19 protein-coding genes are annotated in these 22,940 nt (G+C 63.6%); 10 read left to right on the top strand and 9 right to left on the bottom strand.

What is annotated here, in order from left to right:
* Positions 1-12: 12 nt before the first annotated feature.
* The 4 genes from V2I08_RS00385 to V2I08_RS00370 all read right to left on the bottom strand — a co-directional run bounded on the left by V2I08_RS00385 (position 13) and on the right by V2I08_RS00370 (position 2,261).
* Complete coding sequence (locus tag V2I08_RS00385; RefSeq protein WP_349633382.1) at positions 13-756, bottom strand: DUF4198 domain-containing protein; 744 nt, start codon at positions 754-756, stop codon at positions 13-15.
* A 184-nt stretch (positions 757-940) separates the two neighbouring features.
* Positions 941-1,204 (bottom strand): hypothetical protein, encoded by a 264-nt coding sequence (locus V2I08_RS00380; RefSeq protein WP_349633381.1) that lies wholly within the window; start codon positions 1,202-1,204, stop codon positions 941-943.
* Positions 1,205-1,210: 6 nt separating this feature from the next.
* Positions 1,211-1,486, bottom strand: a complete 276-nt coding sequence (locus V2I08_RS00375) for an HU family DNA-binding protein (RefSeq protein WP_310221272.1) — start codon at positions 1,484-1,486, stop codon at positions 1,211-1,213.
* 181 nt (positions 1,487-1,667) lie between these two features.
* On the bottom strand, positions 1,668-2,261 hold the full coding sequence (locus tag V2I08_RS00370; protein WP_349633380.1) for a nitroreductase family protein: 594 nt from the start codon (positions 2,259-2,261) through the stop codon (positions 1,668-1,670).
* Positions 2,262-2,394: 133 nt separating this feature from the next.
* Here V2I08_RS00370 and V2I08_RS00365 point away from each other — a divergent pair, with 133 nt between their 5' ends.
* Positions 2,395-3,579, top strand: a complete 1,185-nt coding sequence (locus tag V2I08_RS00365) for a cation:proton antiporter (protein WP_349633379.1) — start codon at positions 2,395-2,397, stop codon at positions 3,577-3,579.
* Between the two features lie 164 nt (positions 3,580-3,743).
* On the opposite strand, the gene V2I08_RS00360 is transcribed toward V2I08_RS00365, so the two are convergent.
* Positions 3,744-4,601 (bottom strand): SMP-30/gluconolactonase/LRE family protein, encoded by an 858-nt coding sequence (locus V2I08_RS00360; RefSeq protein ID WP_349633378.1) that lies wholly within the window; start codon positions 4,599-4,601, stop codon positions 3,744-3,746.
* Positions 4,601-5,746 carry an aldose epimerase family protein gene (locus V2I08_RS00355; RefSeq protein ID WP_349633377.1) on the bottom strand — a complete coding sequence of 382 codons (1,146 nt, stop codon included), beginning with the start codon at positions 5,744-5,746 and terminating at the stop codon, positions 4,601-4,603. Before V2I08_RS00355 ends, V2I08_RS00360 begins: the two co-directional genes overlap by 1 nt.
* Before the next feature lie 123 nt (positions 5,747-5,869).
* Between V2I08_RS00355 and V2I08_RS00350 the strand changes: the two genes are divergently transcribed.
* Positions 5,870-7,180, top strand: coding sequence for a sugar MFS transporter (locus V2I08_RS00350; protein ID WP_349633376.1), 1,311 nt, complete (start codon positions 5,870-5,872; stop codon positions 7,178-7,180).
* Between the two features lie 376 nt (positions 7,181-7,556).
* Here V2I08_RS00350 and V2I08_RS00345 read toward each other — a convergent pair whose 3' ends face one another.
* Positions 7,557-8,321 (bottom strand): FadR/GntR family transcriptional regulator, encoded by a 765-nt coding sequence (locus V2I08_RS00345; RefSeq protein WP_349633375.1) that lies wholly within the window; start codon positions 8,319-8,321, stop codon positions 7,557-7,559.
* A 191-nt stretch (positions 8,322-8,512) separates the two neighbouring features.
* On the opposite strand from V2I08_RS00345, the gene araD1 reads away from it, so the two are divergent.
* From araD1 to rpoN, 8 genes are all read left to right on the top strand, one after another.
* A complete protein-coding gene (gene araD1, locus V2I08_RS00340) occupies positions 8,513-9,505 on the top strand; it encodes an AraD1 family protein (protein ID WP_349633374.1) in 993 nt (330 codons plus the stop codon).
* A gap of 4 nt (positions 9,506-9,509) precedes the next feature.
* Positions 9,510-10,436: a Gfo/Idh/MocA family oxidoreductase gene (locus tag V2I08_RS00335; protein WP_349633373.1), complete on the top strand. Its 927-nt coding sequence runs from the start codon at positions 9,510-9,512 to the stop codon at positions 10,434-10,436.
* Positions 10,437-10,458: 22 nt separating this feature from the next.
* Positions 10,459-12,024, top strand: coding sequence for an alpha-L-arabinofuranosidase C-terminal domain-containing protein (locus V2I08_RS00330; protein ID WP_349633372.1), 1,566 nt, complete (start codon positions 10,459-10,461; stop codon positions 12,022-12,024).
* Positions 12,025-12,214: 190 nt separating this feature from the next.
* Positions 12,215-13,216, top strand: a complete 1,002-nt coding sequence (locus V2I08_RS00325) for an arabinan endo-1,5-alpha-L-arabinosidase (RefSeq protein WP_405053604.1) — start codon at positions 12,215-12,217, stop codon at positions 13,214-13,216.
* 12 nt (positions 13,217-13,228) lie between these two features.
* Positions 13,229-14,656 (top strand): glycoside hydrolase family 43 protein, encoded by a 1,428-nt coding sequence (locus tag V2I08_RS00320; RefSeq protein WP_349633371.1) that lies wholly within the window; start codon positions 13,229-13,231, stop codon positions 14,654-14,656.
* A gap of 256 nt (positions 14,657-14,912) precedes the next feature.
* Entirely contained in the window at positions 14,913-17,864 is a 2,952-nt protein-coding gene (locus V2I08_RS00315) for a TonB-dependent receptor (RefSeq protein WP_349633370.1), read from the top strand.
* Positions 17,865-18,098: 234 nt separating this feature from the next.
* Complete coding sequence (lptB, locus tag V2I08_RS00310) at positions 18,099-18,884, top strand: LPS export ABC transporter ATP-binding protein (RefSeq protein ID WP_349633369.1); 786 nt, start codon at positions 18,099-18,101, stop codon at positions 18,882-18,884.
* A 134-nt stretch (positions 18,885-19,018) separates the two neighbouring features.
* Positions 19,019-20,539, top strand: a complete 1,521-nt coding sequence (rpoN, locus tag V2I08_RS00305) for an RNA polymerase factor sigma-54 (RefSeq protein ID WP_349633368.1) — start codon at positions 19,019-19,021, stop codon at positions 20,537-20,539.
* A 34-nt stretch (positions 20,540-20,573) separates the two neighbouring features.
* On the opposite strand, the gene V2I08_RS00300 is transcribed toward rpoN, so the two are convergent.
* Both V2I08_RS00300 and V2I08_RS00295 read right to left on the bottom strand, forming a co-directional pair.
* Positions 20,574-21,425, bottom strand: coding sequence for a universal stress protein (locus tag V2I08_RS00300; RefSeq protein WP_349633367.1), 852 nt, complete (start codon positions 21,423-21,425; stop codon positions 20,574-20,576).
* Positions 21,426-21,436: 11 nt separating this feature from the next.
* A complete protein-coding gene (locus V2I08_RS00295; protein WP_349633366.1) occupies positions 21,437-22,921 on the bottom strand; it encodes a SulP family inorganic anion transporter in 1,485 nt (494 codons plus the stop codon).
* Positions 22,922-22,940: the final 19 nt, after the last annotated feature.

The following is a 22,940-nucleotide window of genomic DNA, read 5'->3' as shown; positions in this document are numbered from 1 at the left end:
GGCGGCGCTGCCTTATTCGGGCAGATGCGGCAGCACGAAGGACAGCGAGGAGCGATATTCGACATGATCGACCTTCGCCTTGTCGTCGGCTGGCCCGACATAGATGCCCATCAGCACGTTGAGCCCCTGGTTGCGCAGCGTGATGGTGGCGGTGCCGTCCGCGCCGGTCTTGACCGCGACTTCGTCGGGATCGTTGACATAGTCGGACATGATGGTCGCGCCCGCGATCGGCTTGCCCTCATAATAAGCGCGCACCTTGAGCGGCTCACCCATCATCTGCGGGATGGCGGGATCGACGGGGACGATCTGGAGCTTATGTCCTTCGAACAAGGGCACGGGGCCGGTCGGCATCTTGGCGAGATGGACGGCATATTTCCAATTATGTTCGGCAAGCGTGGCCGTGGGCACTTCGTCGCGGCCCTTATTATGCCATTTGCCGTCGGGGGTCTTGCTCCACAGGCCATAGTCCATGATCGCCGCGACCGCCGCGATCGGCTCTTCGCTGTCCACGACGGGGATCGGCCCGGCCGCGCGCAGACTGGTGGTGACGGGTGCCCAGTCGGCATCATAGCCGGTAACGGTTTTCACGAGCGGCAGGCGCTTGACCGCATCGAGATCGTCGGCCCCGACGCCATAGACAAGGGCGATCTGCGTCGCGCGCTGGGCGAACCAGATGCCATGCGCGCTCAAGGGCGTGGCCATGGCCAGAAGCGCCGATCCGGCGACGGTGACGGCAAGGATGCGTGGCAGTTTCATCGATCATCTCCCCTGGCCCTGATGGCCCTGGCACACAGGCTATGTCAGCGACGGCCCGCCGGATGCCGTTTTTCAGGCGTGCGCAGGCAAGATGTGCCGGAAAAGGATGCGCGCACAGTGGATGATCGCCCGATGGCGGAAATGGGGATGTGGATCGTTGAGGGCTGGAATGACCCGAAAGGGCCTAGTCGAGCGGTTCGCCGCTTTGCGCAAGATCCATGAAATTGCGGGCGGCGTCGCGATCGGCCGCGTCCTTGAAGGCGATGTCGAGGTCGGGGGCGTCGCCCATCAGGAAGAGCAGGCACCACAACGCAAAACGTCGACCCCGGTCCTTTTCCAGACCAAGATCGACGCGCATGCGCTCGACGCCCGCTGCGATCGCCTCGGCGGGCACGGCGTTAATGTCCGTGTGGCCGAAATAGCGACGCAACTGGTCGTCAAATTGCATATTGGATCAGCCGTTCAGCTTGTCCTTGACCGCCTTGGCAGCGGTGAAGCCCAGCTTCTTGGACGCGGCGATCTGGATCGTCTCGCCAGTGGCGGGGTTACGGCCCTCGCGCGCGGCGCTTTCCTTGACCTTGAACTTGCCGAAACCGTTGAGCGAGATTTCTTCGCCCTTGGCCGCCGCATCGACGATCGCGGTGATCACGCCGTCGATGATCTTCTTGGCATCCGCCTTCGAAAGGTCGTGGGCGGTGGCGACGGTGTCGATCAGGTCACTGTTATTCATAGGACGTCCTCTTCAAGTGTGATGGCATCCGCCCTAGCCCGTTCGTATGCGCCGGTCCATCGCCTAAAGGGCAAATTTCGACGCTTTCCCTTAGACATATTGCCATGAACGCGCCGGATTGCCCCGGCCAATCCGTCATGACGCCATAGTGCGGCGGCACGATGATGGCCGGGACGACTCCTTAGGCGACGAAATTGCCCGCGAAAGCGAAGCTGTCGATCGGGTTGCGACCGCTTGGTGCTTCGCGCGCCTGCAGGGCTTCAGGGAGAGTCGCCTTGTCGCCCATGCGCCCGATGGCAATGGCAGCTTCGATGCGGAAACGGTCCGGCACGGCGAGTTCGCGGCGGGCGGCGTCGAAATCGACACCCGTCATGGCGTGGCAATGATAGCCCATCCGGGTCGCCTGCAACGCGAGCAACGCCCAGGCCGCGCCGGCATCGAAACTATGGCTGTGCGAGGGCCTTGCCTCCTGCGATCCCGGCGCGGACGAGAGGCTGTCAGACAGGATGAAGGTGAGGACCGACGCATGCTGCACCCAGCCCTGGTTGCCCGGCAGCAACAGGCCAAGAAAACGGACCCAATCCGCGCTGTCGCGATGGGCATAGAGAAAGCGCCAGGGTTGATAGTTGAAGGCCGACGGTGCCCAGCGGGCGGCGTCGAGCAGGGTGTCGAGATCCGCCTGCGGCAGGGCGGAAGCGTCGAAGGCGCGAGGCGACCAGCGATCGAGGAACAGGGGGTCGACAGGCCGGGTGACGGCGCGGGGGTCAGTGTCCATAATATCTCCCTAAAAGGCTGGCCTTCCATATAGGGGATTTTTCGCGGCTGCGAAGAGCGGGGATTTTGGCGCGTGCCGCTGGCGCAGGGCGCGCGTCGCCGCTAATCCTGCGCACCGATGCGGGGAGCGGGGCATGACGATCACAGAGACTTTTCTGCTCGCGCTGGCGCTTGTCATGGGGCTGCCCTGGCTGGTGTGGCGATTGCTGCGCACCGACAATTGGATGCCGCTGGTGGTGGTGCAGATCGTTGCGGGCGTGCTGCTTGGCCCCGGCGTGCTGGGCGTCGCGCTGCCGCAGGTGCATGATTTCCTGTTTCCGCCCGGCGTCATTGCCGCGCTGAACGGCATCGCCTGGTGGGCGGTGATGATCTTCGTCTGGCTGGCGGGCATCGAACTGGACCTGCACCAGGCCTGGGTCGCGCGGCGCGAGACATGGACGACGGCGGGGCTGGCGCTGGTGACGCCGCTGGTGCTGGGGGCGCTGGCCGCCGCGCTGATCCTGACGCAGCCGGGCTGGATCGGCGCGAAGGGGCAGTATTGGCAGGCGTTGCTGGGCATGGGCATGGCCTGTGCCGTCACCGCTTTGCCCATATTGGTCCTATTGATGGATCGGCTCGCCATCCTGCGCCAACCGCTGGGGCAACGGGTGCTGCGCTATGCCAGCCTGGACGATATCGCCATCTGGGGCGTTCTGGCGCTGATCCTGCTCGATTGGGAACGGGTGGAGCGGCAGGCGGGATTTCTGCTGCTGTTCCCGTTCGTCGCCTGGGGGCTGCGCGCGGTGATGCGACGAATCGGCGGGCGCGACCGGCTGTATCTGGGGATGCTGTCGCTCGCGCTATTGGGCTTCGCGGCCGATTGGGCCGGGCTGCATTTCATGGTGGGGGCGTTCCTGGCGGGCGCGATTTTGGACAAGCAATGGTTCAACGAGGCGCAGATGGATATGCTGCGCGACCATATGCTGTTGACGGTGATGCCGGTCTTTTTCCTCAGCACAGGCCTGCGCACCCAATGGGATATGGGCGGGTTCGAGGTGATCGGCGGGGCATTGCTGCTGTTGGCGGCTGCCGTGGTCGGCAAGCTGGCCGGGGTGGCGCTGGCCGGGCGACTCCTGGGCTGGCCCAAAGGCGAGGCCGGGGTGATCGGCTGGCTGCTGCAGACCAAGGCGCTGATCATGATCATCTTCGCCAATATTCTGCTTGATCGGCAGATCATCACCGGCACCAGCTTTACAGCGCTGCTGCTGATGGCGATCGGCAGCACGATGCTGACCATGCCCATGGCGCGCCGAGGCCTGGCGAAATTAACGCAGCTATAAGGGAAAAATCGTCCCGGACGACCCATGGCGCGTGCAGTTCGCCGTAGCGGGCCGTCCGGGATTGCAGCGCTGCCTCACTTTGGAGAGGTATGACAACGCTGTCTCGCGCCATAAAACAGATTCCGCGCCGCGCCGCAAGCCCCTTTGCGCGCGCTTTTTAGGCGTCAGCCTGCAAATTGATGGGTCGGCAGGCCGCGCACGCCGCAATCGACTTCGAAGAAGCCGCCGTCGTGCGGCGTGGCATCGTCCAGCCCGACCGTTGCCGAACTGACGAACATGCGGTCGAGGTTGGCCCCGCCAAAGCAGATGTTGGTCACCTGCCGCGCGGGCAGCGCGATCGAGCGGTCCAGCACGCCGTCGGGGGTGAAGCGGCTCACCCGCCCACCGCCCCAATGGGCAACCCAGATATGGCCGTCGGCATCCACCGTCATGCCATCGGGATAGCCATCCGCCTCGGCAAAGCGGAGGAAGGGCTGGCGATCGGTCGCGCCCTCCGCCGTCCGGGTGAAGCGGTACATTTGCCGCTTGGCGGTGTCGCTATGATAAAGCCAGCGGCCGCAGGGCGAGAAGGCCGGCCCATTGGGCACGCGATAGTCGGCGTCGATCACGCTCCAGCTACGGTCGGGCGCGAGGCGATAGAGCGAACCGCGATCATGGTCCTCGGCCATGTCCATCGTGCCGCACCAGATATGCCCCTTTGCGTCCGCCTTGCCATCATTCATGCGGTTGCCAGGAAAATGCGGTTCGGGGTCGCCGAAGGGCGTGATCGTCAGCGGATCGAGGCGGATGTCGGCAAAGCCGCTCTGGAAGCCGCCGACAAAGCCGCCGCCTTCGCGCTCCACCACCCAGCCGAGCGGTTCGGGCATGGCCCAGCGCTCGACCGTGCCGTCCGCCAGGGACAGCCGGTTGAGCGCCGGGGCCAGGATATCGACCCAATAGACCGCATTATCGCGCGCCGACCAGAGCGTGCCTTCGCCCAGCGTATCGGCGACGCCCCGTTCGATCAGACGCCAAGCCGTCATCAGCGCTTGACCGACAGCCGATAGACCATCGCATGGCGATAGGGCTTGCCGGGATCGACCTGCGCCGACAGGAAAGCGGGCTTGTTGGGCGCATCGGGGAATTTCTGCGGCTCCAGCGCGATGCCGTCGCCCATGCGATAGAGATGGCCGCCCTTGCCGACCAATGTGCCGTCGAGGAAATTGCCGGCATAGAATTGCACGCCGGGTTCGGTGGTCAGCACTTCGAGCACCCGGCCCGACACGGGATCTTCCAGCCGCGCCGCCAGTTCGGGTGCCTTGGTCGCGCCCTTGTCGAGCGCCCAATTATGGTCATAGCCGCGGCCATAGACGATCTGCTGGTCACGCCCGTCGCGAATGCCATCGGCGACGCGGCGGGGCGCGCGGAAATCGAACACGCCACCGTCCACCGGCTTCAATTCGCCGGTCGGGATCAGCTTTTCATCCACCGGCGTATAGGCCTTGGCCGGAATCGTCAGCATATGGCCGAGCGCGCCATCGGGCGATCCTTCACCCGCGAGGTTGAAGATCGCATGGTTGGTCATGTTGACGATGGTCGGCTTGTCGGTCTTGGCGGCGAAGACAATGCCCAGATTGCCTGCTTCGTCGAGCGTGTAGGTGACGGTCGTGTCGAGCTTTCCGGGATAGCCCGAATCGCCATCGGCGCTGACGAGCGACAGGACCACGGTGGCGGTCGGGCCGCTCTTTACCGACACGACCTTCCAGGGCAGCTTGTCGAAGCCCTTGTCCCCGCCATGCAGCGAATTGGTCTTGTCGTTGAGCGGGAGCTGATAGCTGGTGTCGCCCAACTTGAAGGTGCCGCCCGCGATGCGATTGGCATAGCGGCCCACAGTCACGCCGAAATAATTGGGATGATCGACATAGCCCTTGAGATCATCATAGCCGAGCAGCACGTCGGCGATCTTGCCATCCTTGTCCGGACCCGACAGCGACTGGAGCGTCGCGCCATAGGTCAGGATCTTGGCCGATACGCCAGAGCCGTTGGTCAGCGTGATCGTTTCGACCGCCGTGCCGTCCGCCAGCGTGCCTGCGGGCGCGCGGCTGGCGTCGGCGGCCAGCGCCGCCGTGCTTGTCAGCGCCATGGCCAATGCGTATGACAGCGCTGTTTTGATGATGACCTTTTGCATGGACTTCCTCCCGATACCGACCGCCCATTGACGCGCGGTTTCGGGGAATATACTCCGACAAAATAAGCGGGCGCAACCCCTATCCGGGTGGCCCGTCCCCGGAAATGCAGTGGAGAAGGATGGATGGCAGGACCCGTAACATCAGGCGCGGGCGTCACCGCGACGCATAATCCCGCAACGCGCTATGGCCCGGCGCTGGGCCTGCTCGCCAGCCTCTTTTTCATGTGGGGCTTCATCACCGTCATCAACAACACGCTGTTGCCGCATCTGCGCAGCGTGTTTGATTTGAGCTACACCCAGACCACGCTGATCGAATCGGTGTGGTTCATCGCCTATTTCGTCGCGTCGATCCCGTCGGCCAAGCTGATCGAGCGGGTCGGCTACCAGAAATCGCTGGTGGTGGGCTTGCTCGTCATGGCGGCGGGCGCATTGGGCATGACGCTGGCGGCGTCGATCCCCTCCTATGGCGTCACGCTGCTGATGCTGTTCGTGATCGCGAGCGGCATCACCCTGCTACAGGTCGCGGCCAACCCCTATGTCGCGGTCGTCGGCAAGCCCGAAACTGCCTCCTCGCGCCTCAATCTGGTGCAGGCGATGAACTCGGCGGGCACGATGCTCGCGCCGCTGTTCGGTGCCTATCTGATCCTGGGCCGGTCCAAAGGTGGCACGTCCGAAACGGGCACGGTGCTGACGCAGGCCGAACGGCTGGCCGACGCGCAGTCGGTGATCCTGCCCTATATCATCGTCGCCGTCATATTGGTGGTGCTGGCGGTGATCATCGCGCGCTTCCCCCTGCCCGCCATGGGCAACGCCACCTCGCGCCACAGCAAGGAAGAGCGCAAGAAACATTCGCTGTGGAACCACCGCAATCTGGTGTGGGGCATTCCGGCGATCTTCATCTATCTGATCGCGGAAATCGGCGTCGCCAACCTGTTCATCAATTTCGTCAGCCAGCCCGATATCGCCAACCTGACCCATGAACAGGCGGGGCGCTACCTGACCTTCCTGTGGGCGGGCATGATGGTCGGCCGCTTCGCTGGCGCCGCGATCATGCAGAAGTTCGATGCGGGCCATGTGCTGGCAGCCTTCTCGATCGGCGCGTTCATCGTCATGCTGGTCACCGTGTTCACTACCGGGCCGATCGCAATGTGGGCGCTGATCCTCGTCGGCCTGTTCCACTCGATCATGTTCCCGACCATCTTCACGCTGGGCATCAAGGGCCTGGGGCCGTTGACCGAAGAGGGTTCGGGCCTGCTGATCATGGCGATCGCCGGTGGCGCGCTGGTGGTGGTGCAGGGCTGGCTGGCGGACGAATATGGCCTGCAATGGTCGTTCCTGCTGACCGCCGCATGCGAACTGTACATCCTGTTCTACGCGCTGTGGGGGTCGAAGGTGACGAACGCCCTGCCCGATCAACAGGTCGCGGCGGAATAAGCCCAAGGGTCGCACCTGAGGCGCTGAAAAGGCCGGAGCGGGATGTTCGCTCCGGCTTTTTTTCATGTGTATGAAATCCTCCCCTGGTAGGCAGGGCAATCGCATATGGAACGGCTGCCCTTTTACTTCGTCATGCTGAACTTGTTTCAGCATCCATCGTGCCCCAAAAACGGCGGCTCGTGATGATAGATGGACCCTGAAACAAGTTCAGGGTGACGGCTTTGGATAGGTTGGGTGCCATATGCGATAGCCCTGCCCTGGTAGGGGAGGTGGCAGCACGAAGTGCTGACGGAGGGGTGTCACGCTCTCGATAGGGTGACACCCCTCCACCATTCGCTTCGCGAACGGTCCCCCTCCCCCGCCGGGGGAGGATTTTTTAGCGTTCCATCGCGCTGGCCGTGTCTTCCAGTGCCAGGTCGACCAGCGCGCCCATAGCTTCCGACGCGGCGGCCGTGTCGCCGGCGGCGATCGCGTCATAGACGCGGACATGGTCGGGGATGGGGTTGCGCGGCAGGGCGCGGGCGCGTTGTTTATATTGGGTGGTCCAGTTGACCGCCGCGCCGATGCTGGCGGACAGCACTTGCAGCGCATCGTTGCGGGTCGCGTTCAGGATGGCGTTGTGGAAATCGCGATCCGCCGCACGGCCGAGTTCAGTCGCCAGCGTGTGGCGGCGCATCGCGGCGAGCGCTTCCTTCATGAGCCGCAGATCTTCCTTGTCGCGCCGCTGCGCCGCGAGCCTGGCCGCCGCCGGTTCGACGATGGCGCGCAGTTCGAACAGGTCGCGCACGAACTGGATATCCGGCTCCCCGGCAAAGGCCCAGGCGAGGACTTCGGGATCGAGCAGGTTCCAGCGAGTGCGCGGCAAGACCCGCGTGCCGGCTTTCGGGCGGCTTTCCACCAGCCCCTTGGCGGTCAGCACCTGGATCGCTTCGCGATAGGCGCTGCGCGACACTTCCAGTTCCTCGGCAAAGGCGACTTCGCCCGACAGGACATCGCCAGGGGCATATTGGCCGGACAAGATGGCGGTGCCGAGCTTGTGCGCGATCGCGCCGTGCAGCCGCCTGCCGGGGCCACGCGCAGTCTTTGGCGACAGGCCCGCCTCCGCCTCATCCTCGTGCAAAGACGGTTCCTCCTTCGCCATTCCTGCTCCTCTCACCCACCTATAATCAGGCACAACTCCGTCTAGAATACAAGCATTGCCATTACCATCTTCCTGTAATATGTCGGAGTAATTCGGAGATTCACTGCCCCCCGGCTTGGGTCGAGGTGGGCAATGGCGTGTCTTCGGCAAGCGTTCAGCGCCGTGAGTGGCGCGCGGGAGGAGAGATTTTCATGACATTGCGCCTGTTGCAGCACCGTGCCGAAAGCGGCGAACGGGGCGTTATCGCCGCGCAAGGCGACAGCGCCGCCTTCGTGGTCGGCTTCACCTCGATCCGCGCCCTGGCGCTGCATGCCATCGCGCAGGGCATCAGCCTGACCGCCGCCGTGGCAGCCGCACCCAAGGGCGACACAGTGGACATCGCCGCCGAATTCGAAGCGGGTCGCCTGCTCGCCCCCATCGACCATGACGATGACGCGCATATCCTGCTGACCGGCACGGGCCTGACCCATCTTGGTTCCGCCGAAGGTCGCGACAAGATGCACCGCGAGGCGGCGGCGGTCGAAAAGCAGACCGATTCGATGCGGATGTTCCTGGAAGGCCTGGAAGGCGGCAAGCCTGCCCCCGGCGAGACGGGACAGCAGCCCGAATGGTTCTACAAGGGTGATGGGTCGCAACTGGTCGGACCGACCGATCCGCTGACCATGCCCGCCTTTGCCAAGGATGGCGGCGAGGAACCGGAGCTGGCCGGCATCTATATCATTGGCGAGGATGGCACGCCCTATCGGCTGGGCCTCGCGCTCGCCAACGAGTTTTCCGACCATGTGACCGAGCGGCACAATTATCTGTGGCTGGCCCACTCCAAGCTGCGTCAGGCCGCACTTGGCCCCGAACTGCTGGTGGGCGAGCCGCCCGAACATATCGAAGGATCGAGCCGCATCCTGCGCGATGGCGCGACGATCTGGGAAAAGCCGTTCCTGTCGGGCGAAGGCAATATGTCGCACAGCTTCGCGAACCTGGAACATCATCATTTCAAATATGATCTGTTCCGCCGCGCGGGCGACGTGCATGTCCATTTCTTCGGCACCGCGACCCTGTCGTTCAGCGACGGCATATCGTGCCAAGAGGGTGATGTGTTCGAGATCCTCGCCGCGCCCTTCACCCTGCCGGTGCGCAATGTGCTGACGCGCGCCGCGCCGCAGGAAGTGGCCGTTAAGGCGCTCTGAAGCGATGGACCCGATCCGTATTGCGATCATCGGCATCGGCAAGATTGCGCGTGACCAGCATGTCCCGGCAATCCGGGGCAATAATGCGTTCAGCCTGGCCGCCACCGTCAGTCCGCATGATGCCGGGCTGACGGGGGTGCCGCATCTGGCCAGCCTCGACGCGCTGCTGGCCGAGGGTCCGGCGGTCGACGCGGTGGCGCTCTGCACCCCGCCGCAGGTCCGCTATGATCTGGCGGCGCAGGCGCTGAGCCGTGGTATCCACGTCTTTCTGGAAAAGCCCCCCGGCGCGACGCTGGCGGAGGTCGAGGCGCTTAAAGTCCAGGCGGACAAGGTCGATGCGACCCTGTTCGCCGCCTGGCACAGCCGGTTCGCGGCAGGGGTCGCCCCGGCCCGCGCCTGGCTGGCCGAGCGCCGGATCGAGAAAGTGTCGATCGTCTGGCGCGAGGATGTGCGCGTGTGGCATCCGGGTCAGGCGTGGATCTGGCAGCCGGGCGGGCTTGGCGTGTTCGATCCGGGGATCAATGCACTCTCGATCGTCACCCATATCCTGCCGCGCCCCTTCTTCCTGAAGGAAGCGACATTGGTGCTGCCGGAGAACCGCGCTGCGCCGATCGCGGCCGACCTGCATTTCCGCGATACTGGCGGCGCGCCGATCCACATGGATCTCGACTGGCGGCAGACCGGGCCGCAAAGCTGGGACATCATCGTCGAAACGGACGCGGGCACGCTGAAACTGGCGCATGGCGGCGCGGTGCTGACGCTGCCCAGCGGCACCGAACATGGCGAGGATGTCGAATATCCGGGGCTCTACAGCCGTTTCGCCACGCTGATCCGGGGTGGGCGCAGCGATGTCGATACCAGCCCGTTGCGGCTGGTGGCCGACGCCTTCCTGCGCGGCCGCCGCGAACCGACCGACGCTTTTCACGACTGATTTCCACTTGGGAGAGGACGACATGATAAAAACCCTGCGCCGTACCACCGCCGCACTGCTGCTCTGCGCAAGCGCGCTGACCACCAGCGCTTTTGCCGACACCAACGGTAAGCCGACCACCGCGACGATCAATGCGGCCCAGCCCGGCCCGGTCTATGACAAGCGCATCTTCACCCAGTTCGCCGAGCATCTGGGCAATGGCATTTATGGCGGGCTGTGGGTCGGCAATGACAAGTCGATCCCCAACACCAATGGCTTTCGCAACGATGTGATCTCCGCGCTCAAGAACCTGTCGGTGCCCGTCGTCCGCTGGCCGGGCGGTTGCTTTGCCGACGAATATCATTGGCGGGAAGGGATTGGCGGCAAGGCCAAGCGCCCGGTCAAGATCAACACCCATTGGGGCGGCGTAACCGAACCCAATACGGTCGGCACCCATGAATTTTTCGAACTGATCCGCCAGATCGGCGCGGAGGCCTATGTCGCAGGCAATGTCGGCAATGGCAGCCCGCAGGAAATGGGCGAATGGGTCGAATATATGACCTCGCCCGCCGGGACGCTGGCCGACGAGCGCGCCAAGAACGGGCATAAGGAACCCTGGGCCGTTCCCTATTTCGGCATCGGCAACGAATTGTGGGGCTGTGGCGGCAATATGCGCGCCGAATATGCCGCCGACGTGACGCGCCGCTATGCCACCTTCATCAAGGCACCTGCCGGCACCAAGATCCTCAAGATCGCGGCGGGTGCCAATGTCGATGATTATAACTGGACCGAGGTGATGATGCGGGAGGCGGGCGATCAGCTCGACGCCGTTTCGCTCCATTATTACACCCTGCCCCAGGGTGGCTGGCCGCCCAAGGCGGACCCGGTGAATTTCGACGAGACGCTGTGGGCCGACACGCTGGCCAAGGCCGTCCATATGGACGAGCTGATCACCAAGCACACCGCCATCATGGATAAATATGATCCCAAGAAGCGCGTCTTCCTGGCGGTGGACGAATGGGGCACTTGGTATGCGCAAGACCCCGGCACCCATCCCGGCTTCCTGCGCCAGCAGAATACGCTGCGCGATGCACTGGTCGCGTCCATCCATCTCGACATCTTCGCCAAACATGCCGACCGGGTGAAGATGAGCGCCATCGCCCAGATGGTGAACGTCCTGCAGGCGATGATCCTGACCGACGGCAAGAAGATGGTGCTGACCCCCACCTATCATGTGTTCGAAATGTACAAGCCCTGGCAGGATGCCACGGTCCTGCCGATCAGCATCGACACGCCCTGGTATAATAAGGACGAGTTCGTGATGCCCGCGGTCAGCGGGTCTGCGGTGCGGGGCAAGGATGGCAAGGTCCATGTCGGCCTGTCCAACCTCGACCCGACCCAGCCCAACACGGTGACGGTGAAGCTCGATGGCCTGACCGCCGGAACGGTATCGGGCCGTGTCCTGACCGCTGGCGTGATGAACGCGCATAACACGTTCGATGCGCCCGAAACCATCAAGCCCGCCGCCTTCACCGGCGCGCAGGTGAATGGGGGCACGCTGACCGTCACCTTGCCACCGATGTCGGTGGTGGTGCTCGACCTGCAATAAAGCGGAAGCCACACACCTGACTTTCTGAGCCGTTCAGGCTGAGCCTGTCGAAGCCCTGCACTTTCTTCATAGAAGTAAGGCCCTTCGACAGGCTCAGGGCGAACGAACCAAGGGGTTGGGATTTCGCGCCAGACCCTATCTTGGAAAAGGACAGATATTGTTGAAGTTGATCCCGCTGACCTGCCTTGCCCTGCTTGGCGTTTCCACGGTGGCCACCGCGCAGCCCACCGCTACCCAGTCAAGCGCGCCGACGCTCAACAGCCGCCTGACCGGCGACCTTGCCCCCTCCCATGATCCGGTGATCATCCGGCAGGGGGACGTCTATCATGTGTTCGGGACGGGTCATGGCCAGCGGCTGATCGAGACCCGCACCTCGCCCGACCTTGTGCGCTGGACGGCAGGGCCGCCGGTGTTCACCGCGCTGCCCGATTGGGCGAAGCAGGCTATCCCTGGCAGCGATGGCATGTGGGCGCCCGACATCAGTTTCGTGGATGGCCGCTACCGGCTCTATTACTCCGTCTCGACCTTCGGTTCGAACCGCTCGGCGATCGGCCTGGCCACCAGCCCGACGCTCGACCCCAAGTCGCCGGACTTCAAATGGCGCGACGAAGGCATGGTCGTCATGTCCACCAAGGACGATGACTATAATGCCATCGACCCCAATTTCATCATCGACCGCGAAGGCCGCCACTGGCTCTCGCTCGGCAGCTTCTGGACCGGCCTCAAATTGTTCGAGCTGGACCCCAAGAGCGGCAAGCCCAAGGATGCGACGGCCAAGCCCGTGTCGATCGCGCGCCGCGCCGCCCCGGCTGGCGGCCCGGCCCCGGTCGAAGCGCCCTTCATCATCGACCATGGCGGCTATTATTGGCTGATGGCGTCCTATGATTATTGCTGCAAGGGCGTGAACAGCACCTATTATACCGTGATCGGCCGGTCCAAGGACATTACCGGGCCGTATCTGGGCAAGGATGGCAGTGCGATGATGGAGGGTGGCGGCACCATCTTCCTGCGCGCCGATTTGCAGGAGCAGCAGCGCTTCCGTGGGCCAGGCCATGCCGGATGGCTGCACGACAAGGACGGCAAAGATTATGTCGTCTACCACGCCTATGACAAGCAAGCCGACGGTGCCCCCACCCTGCGCATCGCGCCGGTGCGCTGGGGCGCGGACGGCTGGCCCGTCGCAGATTATTGAGGAAACGACCCTATGAACAACATCAACCGCCGCCTCTTCCTGGCCGGTGCCGCGATATTGCCGGCCGCCTGCGGCAAGCTGGGCGCTGTGCCTGTTGCGCCGACTGCGGACGGCCCCGTGCCGGTCAACCCGCTGATCAAGCAGCGCGCCGATGCGCAGATTTTCCGCCATGACGATGGCTATTATTATATGACCGGGTCGGTCCCCGAATATGACCGGCTGGTGCTGCGCCGGTCCAAGACCATAGCGGGGCTGGCCACCGCGACCGAAGTGGTGCTGTGGCGGCATGAAAAGACCGGGCCGATGTCGGGTTTTCTGTGGGCGCCCGAACTGCATATGGTGGACGGCAAGTGGATCGTCTATTTCGCCGCTGGTCCGAGCGGCGGCGGCGAGGATGTGTTCCGCATCCGCTCCTATGCGGTGGTGTGCGACGGCCCCGATCCGATGGTCGGCAAATGGAGCGTGCTGGGTGAATTGCAGACGCCCTGGGACAGTTTCAACCTCGATTCGACCATCTTCACGCATAAGGGCACGCGCTATATGGTGTGGGCGCAGCGCGAGCCGGGCATCGAAACGAACAGCAACCTGTACATAGCCAAGCTGGAATCGGCGCTCAAGCTGGGCAAGGCGACGCGGATCGCCGTGCCGACGCTGGATTGGGAAATCCGCGGCTACAAGGTCGCCGAAGCGCCCGCTATCCTGCATCGCAACGGTCGTCTGTTCATGACCTATTCGGCGAGCGCGACCGATGCGCGCTATTGCCTGGGACTGTTGACGGCGGACGAGAATGCCGACCTGCTGGACGCCAAGAGCTGGGTCAAATCGCCGCAGCCGGTGTTCGTCACCAATGCCGCCACCAGCGTCTATGGGACGGGCCATAACAGCTTCACCGTGGACGAGAAGGGCCGGGATATCCTGGTCTATCATGGGCGCGACTATGAGACGATTCAGGGCGATCCGCTGCTCAACCCCGACCGCCATACCCGTGTGCAGCGGCTCTATTATACCGCCGATGGCACGCCCGATTTCGGCGTGCCGGTGGGCAATGGGCCGATGCCCGAACGCTTCATCGCGGTGGCCGACCCCAAGCGGTTGATGGCGCATGACGGCACCCGCCTGGTCGCGGGCAACCCGGCCCTGCCCCAGACGCAGTTCCGCCAGTCGCCGGGCCGCGCCGGTGCCAAGAGCATCATGCTATCCCCCATATTGATGCCCGATCATTATCTGGTCGCGGCCAAGGATGGGTCGATCAGCCTGGAGAAGGACAGCAAGAGCGCAGACTTCGCACTGCGCAGCCAGTTCGTCCGTTTCGAGGAGAAAGCGGGCGACATGCTGCGCTTCGTGGCCATCTCAACGCCGGGCAAAGCCATCGGCATGGCGGGCGATCAATTGCGGCTGGTGCCCAGCCGTGACGCTACGGCTTATTGGCGTGCCGACTGACCATTATAATTTACTCAGACAAATAAAAGGCATTCAAGGCCAGTCTCCCACCGGAGGCTGGCCTTTTCCGATATATATTGCTCCCGCATGCCTCGGCCATTTCCAGCAATCTGAAGGCTGTGGCAATAATGTGACTAGCCACGATCATTCGTATCGAGACCGGAGCATTTTACGCTTGCGATTCATTTGTCGGAGCAATAATTAGTCCGAGTAATTCATGCATGGCCATGGGCCAGCTCCAGGGAGGATATCTGACATGGCCATCAAGCCAATCGCACTAGGTTCCGCATCGCTCTTTGCGATGATGCTGGCGACGGCCGCGCAGGCCCAGACCGCGCCCGCCACGCCGCAGGCCGCCCCTGAGGAGGAGGTCGCCGACATCGTCGTCACCGGCGTGCGCGCCTCGATCGTCGGCGCGTTGAACGTTCGCCGGGAATCGACCCAGATCGTCGATTCGATCGTGTCGGAAGATGTCGGCAAGCTGCCCGACAACAATGTCGTTGAAGCGCTCCAGCGCGTGACCGGCATCCAGGTTACCGATCGCGCCGGCGGCGAAGCAGCGACCATCACCATTCGCGGCCTGACCGATCCGCTGACCACGCTGAATGGCCGCAACATCTTCACCGCGGCCGGCACGTCCTTTGCGTTGCAGGATATTTCAGCGAACCTCGTCAAGCAGGTCGATGTCTACAAGACCCGTTCGGCCGACCAGCTCGAAACCGGGCTTGCGGGCCAGATCGACGTGCAGACCCGTCGCCCGCTCGACTTTGACGGCTTCACCATTTCGGGCCTGGCGCGCGGCGTCTATTCGGAACTGGCGGACAAGGCCAATCCCAATGTCGCGCTGTTGGTCAGCAACCGCTGGGAAACCGGCATTGGCGACATCGGCTTCCTGGTGAATGCCAGCTTCACCCGCGCCGAGTTCCGCAACCAGAATTTGCAGGCCGGTGCCATGGTGCCGTTCCTGACGGCTAACGGCGCTCGCCCGCCCATTAGTCCGGCTAACAATTGTGCGCGGCCACCGGCACCCTGGGGCGCATTGGAACGCATGTTCACCACGGATTGCCGTGCAGTCACGGCTTCAAACCCCCAGGGTAACCTTTGGACGCCCGGACTGGATGCCGGCCTACCGACCCAGGCAGGATCAACACTTAATATCAACGGGGTAGAGGTGCCCTATTATCTCGCGCGCGACGCGGTGATCGCTTCTGATCTCTACGGCAAGCGCGAGCGCCCGGCGATCAACGCCGCGCTGCAATGGGCACCGAACGACAGCTCGGTCTACACCGCCGAGGTTTTCTATACGGGTTTCCGGGGTGAAACGTTCAACAGCCTGAATTTCAGCTTCGTCGATTGGTGGGGCAATCTGCCCGCCGATGTGGGCAACAGCTTCGAATTGTATGAAGGCACGAACATCATCAAGTCGCGTCGGGCCGGTGCGGTGGCAGGCTTCAACAGCGGCGACCTGGCCACCAACCGCACCGACAGCTATGTCTATGCCTTCAACGCCAAGTGGGACGTGGGCGAGCGCGGCAAGATTTCGGCCGACATCGCCTATCAGGACAGCAAGAACGAGACGAGCTTCTTTGCCATTCGCACCGATCGCGGCCCGCTCGATATTGATGTCGATTTCAACGCGGGCGGCGGCCTGCCCGCCTATAGCTTTGGCAATCAGGGTGTCCTGACCGACGCAAGCCAGTGGACCGTCGGCAATCTGTTCGACAGCGGGACCAAGAGCACCGGCAGCGCGCTGACGATGATGCTCGACGGCGAATATGAGTGGGACACGGGCTTCCTGCGCCGCGTCAAGGCGGGCTGGCGCTATGACAGCCGCACGGCCGACAGCTATGTCCGCGACCAGGGCGCTGGCGCATACACGTTGCCCAACCCAGCCTATGACCCGACGCGCCCGATCAGTTCCGCCAACCCTGAGCGCCTTCCCGTCAGCCTCTCTCAGTTTGGTGAGGGCAACCCCTTCACCAATGAGGGCTTCTTCAACGGTCGCGCCGATGTGCCGACAAGCTGGGTGCTGGCCGATCCGCGCAGCATGAACAAGGATGCCGTCCGCAGCCTGTATCGCGCCGTGGCCCCCGGCCTGCTGCTGTCCGACCAGTTGAGCTTTGGCCGGGTGTTCGGCATCAACGAAAGCAATCTGGCGGCCTATATCGTGGCCGATGGCGAGCTGGAGATTTTCGGTCGGCCGCTCCAGCTTCAGGGCGGCGTGCGCTATGTCGCGATCGACACCGACTATGATTATTTCGACCGTGGTGCCAATTTCGCCCGGACGACCGTGTCCACCGCTTCGGACAAATTCCTGCCGTCCTTCACCGCGCGCTATGCCATCACCGACAATCTGCGTATCCGCTTCAACTATGGCGAAACGCTGCGTCGTCCGGCGTTCGGCGACCTCAACCCCAACCGCGTATTGGCAGGCGATCTGTCGCGGATCGGCTTTGGCACCGGCACGTCAGGCAATGCCAATTTGCGGCCGACCCATTCGAAGAATATGGATCTGGCGATCGAATGGTATTTCGACCGCAACAGCGCCATCTATGTGACGGCGTTCCAGCGCAAGATCGAGGGGTTGGTCGTGCCGCTGACCGCACGCGAGGTCATTCCCGACAATTATCTGCCGCGCAACGAAACCTATACCGAAATCTTCAACATCACCCGGCCGGAAAATGCCTCCAACGGCACGCTCAAGGGGCTGGAACTGGGGCTGACCTACTTCCCCTCCTATCTGCCATCAGTTCTTGATGGCCTGGGCTTCACAGGCAGCGCGACGATCCTGGATTCCGAACAGACGATCCCCGTGGTCAACAATGCGGGCGAAATCACCGGCGAAACGAAGTCGGCCTTCTTTGGCGTGTCCAAACTGTCCTACAACGCCACGCTCGCCTATGACAAAGGCCCGATCGGTGCCCGCCTCTCCTATATCTGGCGCAAGGGTTTCCTTCAGTCCAACGAAGGCCGGTCCTTCGCCAACCCCATCGGCTTCTGGCGCGCGCCAGAAAAGAGCCTGGACTTCCAGCTTACGTTGAATGTGAACGAAGATATCGGCATCACCTTCGACGCGGTGAACCTGACCAAGGCGAAGCAGCAAAATTATTACAAGTTCGGCGATGTCGGCAATCCGCAGCAGTTTAATTCGAGCACGCTGCTGATCGACCGGACCTTCGCACTGGGTGTCCGCTACACCTTCAAGTGAGTGCCCATGGAACGTGGCGTTTCCTCGCCACGCTCCCTATGGTGGCGGTCGTTCCGGGAGTCTCTCCACCCCGGAACGGCCGCCATTTTTGTTTGGAGCGAGGGTGGATGGTGGGGTCGCCCTGCCCCGCAGCACGGCCATCGCGCCATTTTCCCCTTGCCCCGGCGGCGATCCCATGCACAAAGGATGCCAACTGGCGCGGGCGGTTCGCCGTCCGGCCGCAAGGATGGACCCATGCACGACGTCACCACCCAGGAACGGCCCGCCGCCCCTCGCCCCCCCGTCCCGCACGAGCTGGGCGATGGCCTGTCGGTCATCTCGATCGCCAAAAGCTACGACAATCGCGTGGTCTTGTCGGACGTGTCGCTGACCGTCGGCAAGGGCGAGGTCGTCGGCCTGCTCGGTCCCAATGGCGCGGGCAAGACGACCTGCTTCTATTCGGTCATGGGCCTGGTGCGGCCCGATCGCGGCCGCGTGCTGCTCGACGGGCAGGATATCACCAGCCTGCCCATGTATCGCCGCGCGATCCTGGGCCTTGGCTATCTGCCGCAGGAAACCTCGATCTTCCGTGGCCTGACCGTGGCGCAGAATATCAGCGCGGTGCTGGAAATGGCGGAGCCGGACAAGGCGTCGCGCGCCGCGCGGCTGGAACAGTTGCTCGATGAGTTCGGCCTCACACGGCTGCGCGATTCGGCGGCGATGGCACTGTCCGGGGGCGAGCGCCGCCGCTGCGAGATTGCGCGCGCGCTGGCGGCCAATCCCTCGATCGTGCTGCTGGACGAGCCGTTTGCGGGCATTGATCCGCTGTCGATCGCCGACATTCGCGACCTGGTGAAGCAGTTGAAAACGCGCGGCATCGGCGTGCTGATCACCGACCATAATGTCCGCGAGACGCTGGAAATCGTCGATCGCGCCTGCATCATCTATGACGGGCAGGTGCTGTTCACCGGCAGCCCGATCGAGCTGGTCGCCAATGCCGACGTCCGCCGCCTGTATCTCGGCGAGAATTTCTCGTTGTGATGTAAGATGAAGCGGGGGCATTTTCTTTCTGAGCCGCACCGGCCCGCACCCCCACCCGGCCTCCCACAGTCTATGCTGGCTGGGCGTCCGGGTGGGGGCGCGAGCCGGTGCGCCAGCACAAGGCGCGCTGCCTGATGGCGCTGGGTCCACGCCTCGACATTCGGCAGAGCCAGTCGCTCGTCATGACGCCGCAGTTGCAGCAGGCGATCAAGCTGCTGGCGCTGTCCAATCTGGAGATCGAGGCGTTTGTCGCGGGCGAGCTGGAGAAAAATCCGCTGCTCGAATCGGGTGGCGGCGATGACGGTCCGCCGCCCGCCGACGGCATCGACCGCGAGCTTGACCGCCCGACGCTGGCCGCCGAAACCGGCGCGAGCGACGATCTGATCGCGCAGGGGCTGGGCGGCGCGGACAGCCCGCTCGACGTCGATCATGGCGCGGACACGTTCATCGACGATGGCCCCGGCGACCGGATGGAGAGCGCGCTGGGCGCTGGCGGCGGCGGCATGGACGCAATGACGGGCGGCTATGGCGACGAAGCGCCGGACTTCGACAGTTTCGCCGCGCCGGGGGCCAGCCTGCAGGAACATTTGATGGATCAGGCGCGCGCCGTGCTGTCGGGTGTGGACCTGATCGTCGCGGCGCAACTGATCGGCCAGATCAGCGAGGCGGGCTATCTGGAGGCGGACCTGCTACAGACCGCCCATGCGATGGGCCTGCCGCTGGTCGAGGTCGAGCGGGTGCTGGGCGTCATCCACAGCTTCGACCCGACCGGGATCGGCGCGCGGTCGCTGGCCGAATGCCTGGCGCTGCAGGCCAAGGAAGCCGACCGCTACGACCCCTGCATCGCGCGCCTGCTCGCCAATCTCGACCTGCTGGCCAAGGGCGCGCTGCCCCAGTTGCGCCGCATCTGCGGGGTGGATGAGGAGGATATGGCCGACATGATCGCCGAATTGCGCGGCTATGACCCCAAGCCAGGCCTTAAATTTTCGAGCGACCGCGCTGCGCCGGTCACGCCCGACCTGTTCGTGCGCCCGACCGCCGAGGGATGGAGCATCGAGGTCAACAGCGCCACCCTGCCCCGCGTTTTGGTCAACCGCAGCTATTATGTCGAACTGGCGACCGGCAAGCAGGACAAGAATGCCAAGGCGTGGCTGGCCGATTGCCTCGCCAGCGCCAACTGGCTGGTCAAGGCGCTCGACCAGCGGCAGAAGACGATCATCAAGGTCGCGAGCGAGATCGTCCGTTGTCAGGAGGATTTCTTTCGCAAGGGCGTCGCGCATTTGAAGCCGCTGACGCTGCGCACCGTCGCCGACACGATCAAAATGCATGAATCGACCGTCAGCCGGGTGACGTCGAACAAATATCTGTCCTGCCCGCGCGGCCAATATGAACTCAAATATTTCTTCACCAGCGGCGTGTCGAATGCCGAAGGTGATGGCTCCGTCTCGGCCGAAGCGGTCAAGAGCCATATCAAGACGCTGATCATGGCCGAAGAGCCGCAGGCGATCCTGTCCGACGACACGCTGGTCGAGCTGCTGCGCGCGCGCGGCATGGACATAGCCCGCCGCACCGTCGCCAAATATCGCGAAGCGATGGGGATCGGATCGTCGGTGCAGCGGCGGCGGCAGAAGGCGTTGAAGGGAAAGGCGGCCTGATCCCCGTTATGGCGAGATCAGGCCGAAGGGCAGGTCACCGCACCAGCAGAACCGGCGCGTGGACGGTGCGGATGAGGGTGGTGGTCGTGCTGCCGACGATCAGGGTGCGGAGCGGTGAGTGGCCGTAGGCGCCCATGACCAGCAGCGCTTGCGGCTTTTCATTCATTAACTCGGCGATGGCATCCTCTGGCTTGCCGGACAGGATCGTCGCGGTGACGGTCGCGCTGGCCGACAAAGCGGCGCGGGCCTTGTCGAGCAGGGCGCGATGCTTGTCGTCATCGGGGCCGACCGTCACGACCTGAACCGGCAGCCCTGCGAACAAAGGCGAGTTGGCCACCCGTTCCAGCGCGCGGTCGGCGGGCTTGCTGCCGTCATAGGCGAGGACGACGGACTGTGGGGCTTGCACCGTGCGCGAGGCGATCAGCACCGGCTTGGCGCTGGCGCGCACGACGCGCTCGATCTTCGATCCGATATGGTCGGTGGCAAATTCATGGCTTGCGCCGCGCTTGCCAATAACGACGACGCGGGCATCCTCTTCCCGCTCGATGATCGTTTCGACGATGCCGCCATGGCGGTGCAACGGGGCGATGGCAGTGGCCCCATCGGCGCGCAGCCGATCGGCCATAGTGGCGAGCAGCACGCGGCCGCGTTCGATCTGGAGCCGGGAGTCGGCTTCCTCCAGCCGGGTCAATTCCTCCAGCAATTCGCTCTTGGCACCCAGGCCGATGGTGCCGCTCAGGTCATGACGCTGGGCCACGGCATCCTTGCGCTGGACGACATGGAGCAGTTCGACCGGCAGGGCGAGGCGCTTGGACGCCCAGGCGGCGAGGTTGACGACGCTGGCCGCATAGGCCGATGCGTCGATACAGGCGAGTATCTTGGTCATGGCGTCTTTCCTCAATGCGCGCCGAGTTGCGCGTCGGCACCCGGCTTGTCGTGTAGGGCATAGCGTTCGACCATCGCGGCGCTGGCGTCATTGAGGCCGATCACCTCGACCACAGTGCCTTCGCGACGGAATTTCAGGATCGCCTTGTCGAGCGTGCCGATCGCGGAAATATCCCAGAAATGCGCGTCGCTGACGTCGATCACGACATGGTCGATCACTTCCTTATAGTCGAAGGCGGCGGTGAAGCTGTCCGACGAGGCGAAGAACACCTGGCCCGCGACGCGATAGGTGCGCGCCTTGCCATCGGCCGACAGCGCTGACGTGACCGTGAAGAGGCGCTTGACCTTGCTGGCGAAGAACAGGCCGGACAGGATGACACCCGCCAGCACACCCTGCGCCAGGTCATGCGTCCACACGACGATGACGACGGTGGCGACCATGACGACCGAGGATTGCCACGGATTGGTCCGCAGATCCTTGATCGAACGCCAACTGAACGTGCCGATAGACACCATGATCATCACCGCGACCAGCGAAGGCATCGGGATCTGGGCCACCAATGGGCCAAGCACGACGATCAGGAACAGCAGGAAAACGCCCGATACGAAGGTCGACAGGCGGGTCGAACCGCCCGACTTCACGTTGATGACCGACTGGCCGATCATCGCGCAACCGCCCATGCCGCCCAGGAAGCCGGTAGCGAAATTGGCGATGCCCTGCCCCTTCATCTCGCGGCGCTTGTCCGACCCGGTGTCGGTCAGGTCATCGACGATCTGCGCCGTCATCATCGATTCCAGCAGGCCGACGGCCGCCATGGTCAGCGAATAGGGCAGGATGATCTGCAATGTCTCCAGCGTCAGTGGAACGTTGGGGATGAGGAAGGCAGGGAGGGTTGAGGGCAGTTCGCCCATGTCGCCCACCGTGTTGACGCTCAGCCCGCCATAGATGGACAGGATCGTCAGCAGGACGATCGCGACCAGCGGCGAAGGCACCGCCTTGGTGATGCGGGGGAACAGGTAGATGATGGCAAGGCCACCCGCGACCATCGCATAGGTGACCCAGGTCACGCCCATAAGCTGCGGCAATTGGGCGATGAAGATCAGGATCGCGAGCGCATTGACGAAGCCGGTAATGACCGACCGCGACACATATTGCATCAGCATGTCGAGTCGCAGGAAGCCCGCGACGACCTGGATGACGCCCATCAATATGGTGGCGGCAAACAGATATTCGACGCCATGATCACGGATCAGGGGCAGCACCAGCACCGCGATGGCGGCTGTAGCAGCGGAAATCATGCCGGGGCGACCACCGACTAGGGCGGTGATCACGGCGATCGAGAAAGAGGCATAGAGGCCAACGCGCGGATCGACGCCGGCGATGATCGAAAAGCCGATGGCTTCGGGGATCAATGCCAGGGCGACGACGATCCCGGCCAGGATGTCGGCGCGCGGATTGGCGAGCCATTCGCGTTGCAGCGAGGCGATGGATAGCATTCAAAAAAACCTAGATTGG

This window comes from Sphingobium sp. MK2 (genome assembly GCF_040170545.1).
Taxonomy (GTDB): domain Bacteria; phylum Pseudomonadota; class Alphaproteobacteria; order Sphingomonadales; family Sphingomonadaceae; genus Sphingobium.
This window is presented reverse-complemented; position numbering and strand designations above follow the sequence as displayed.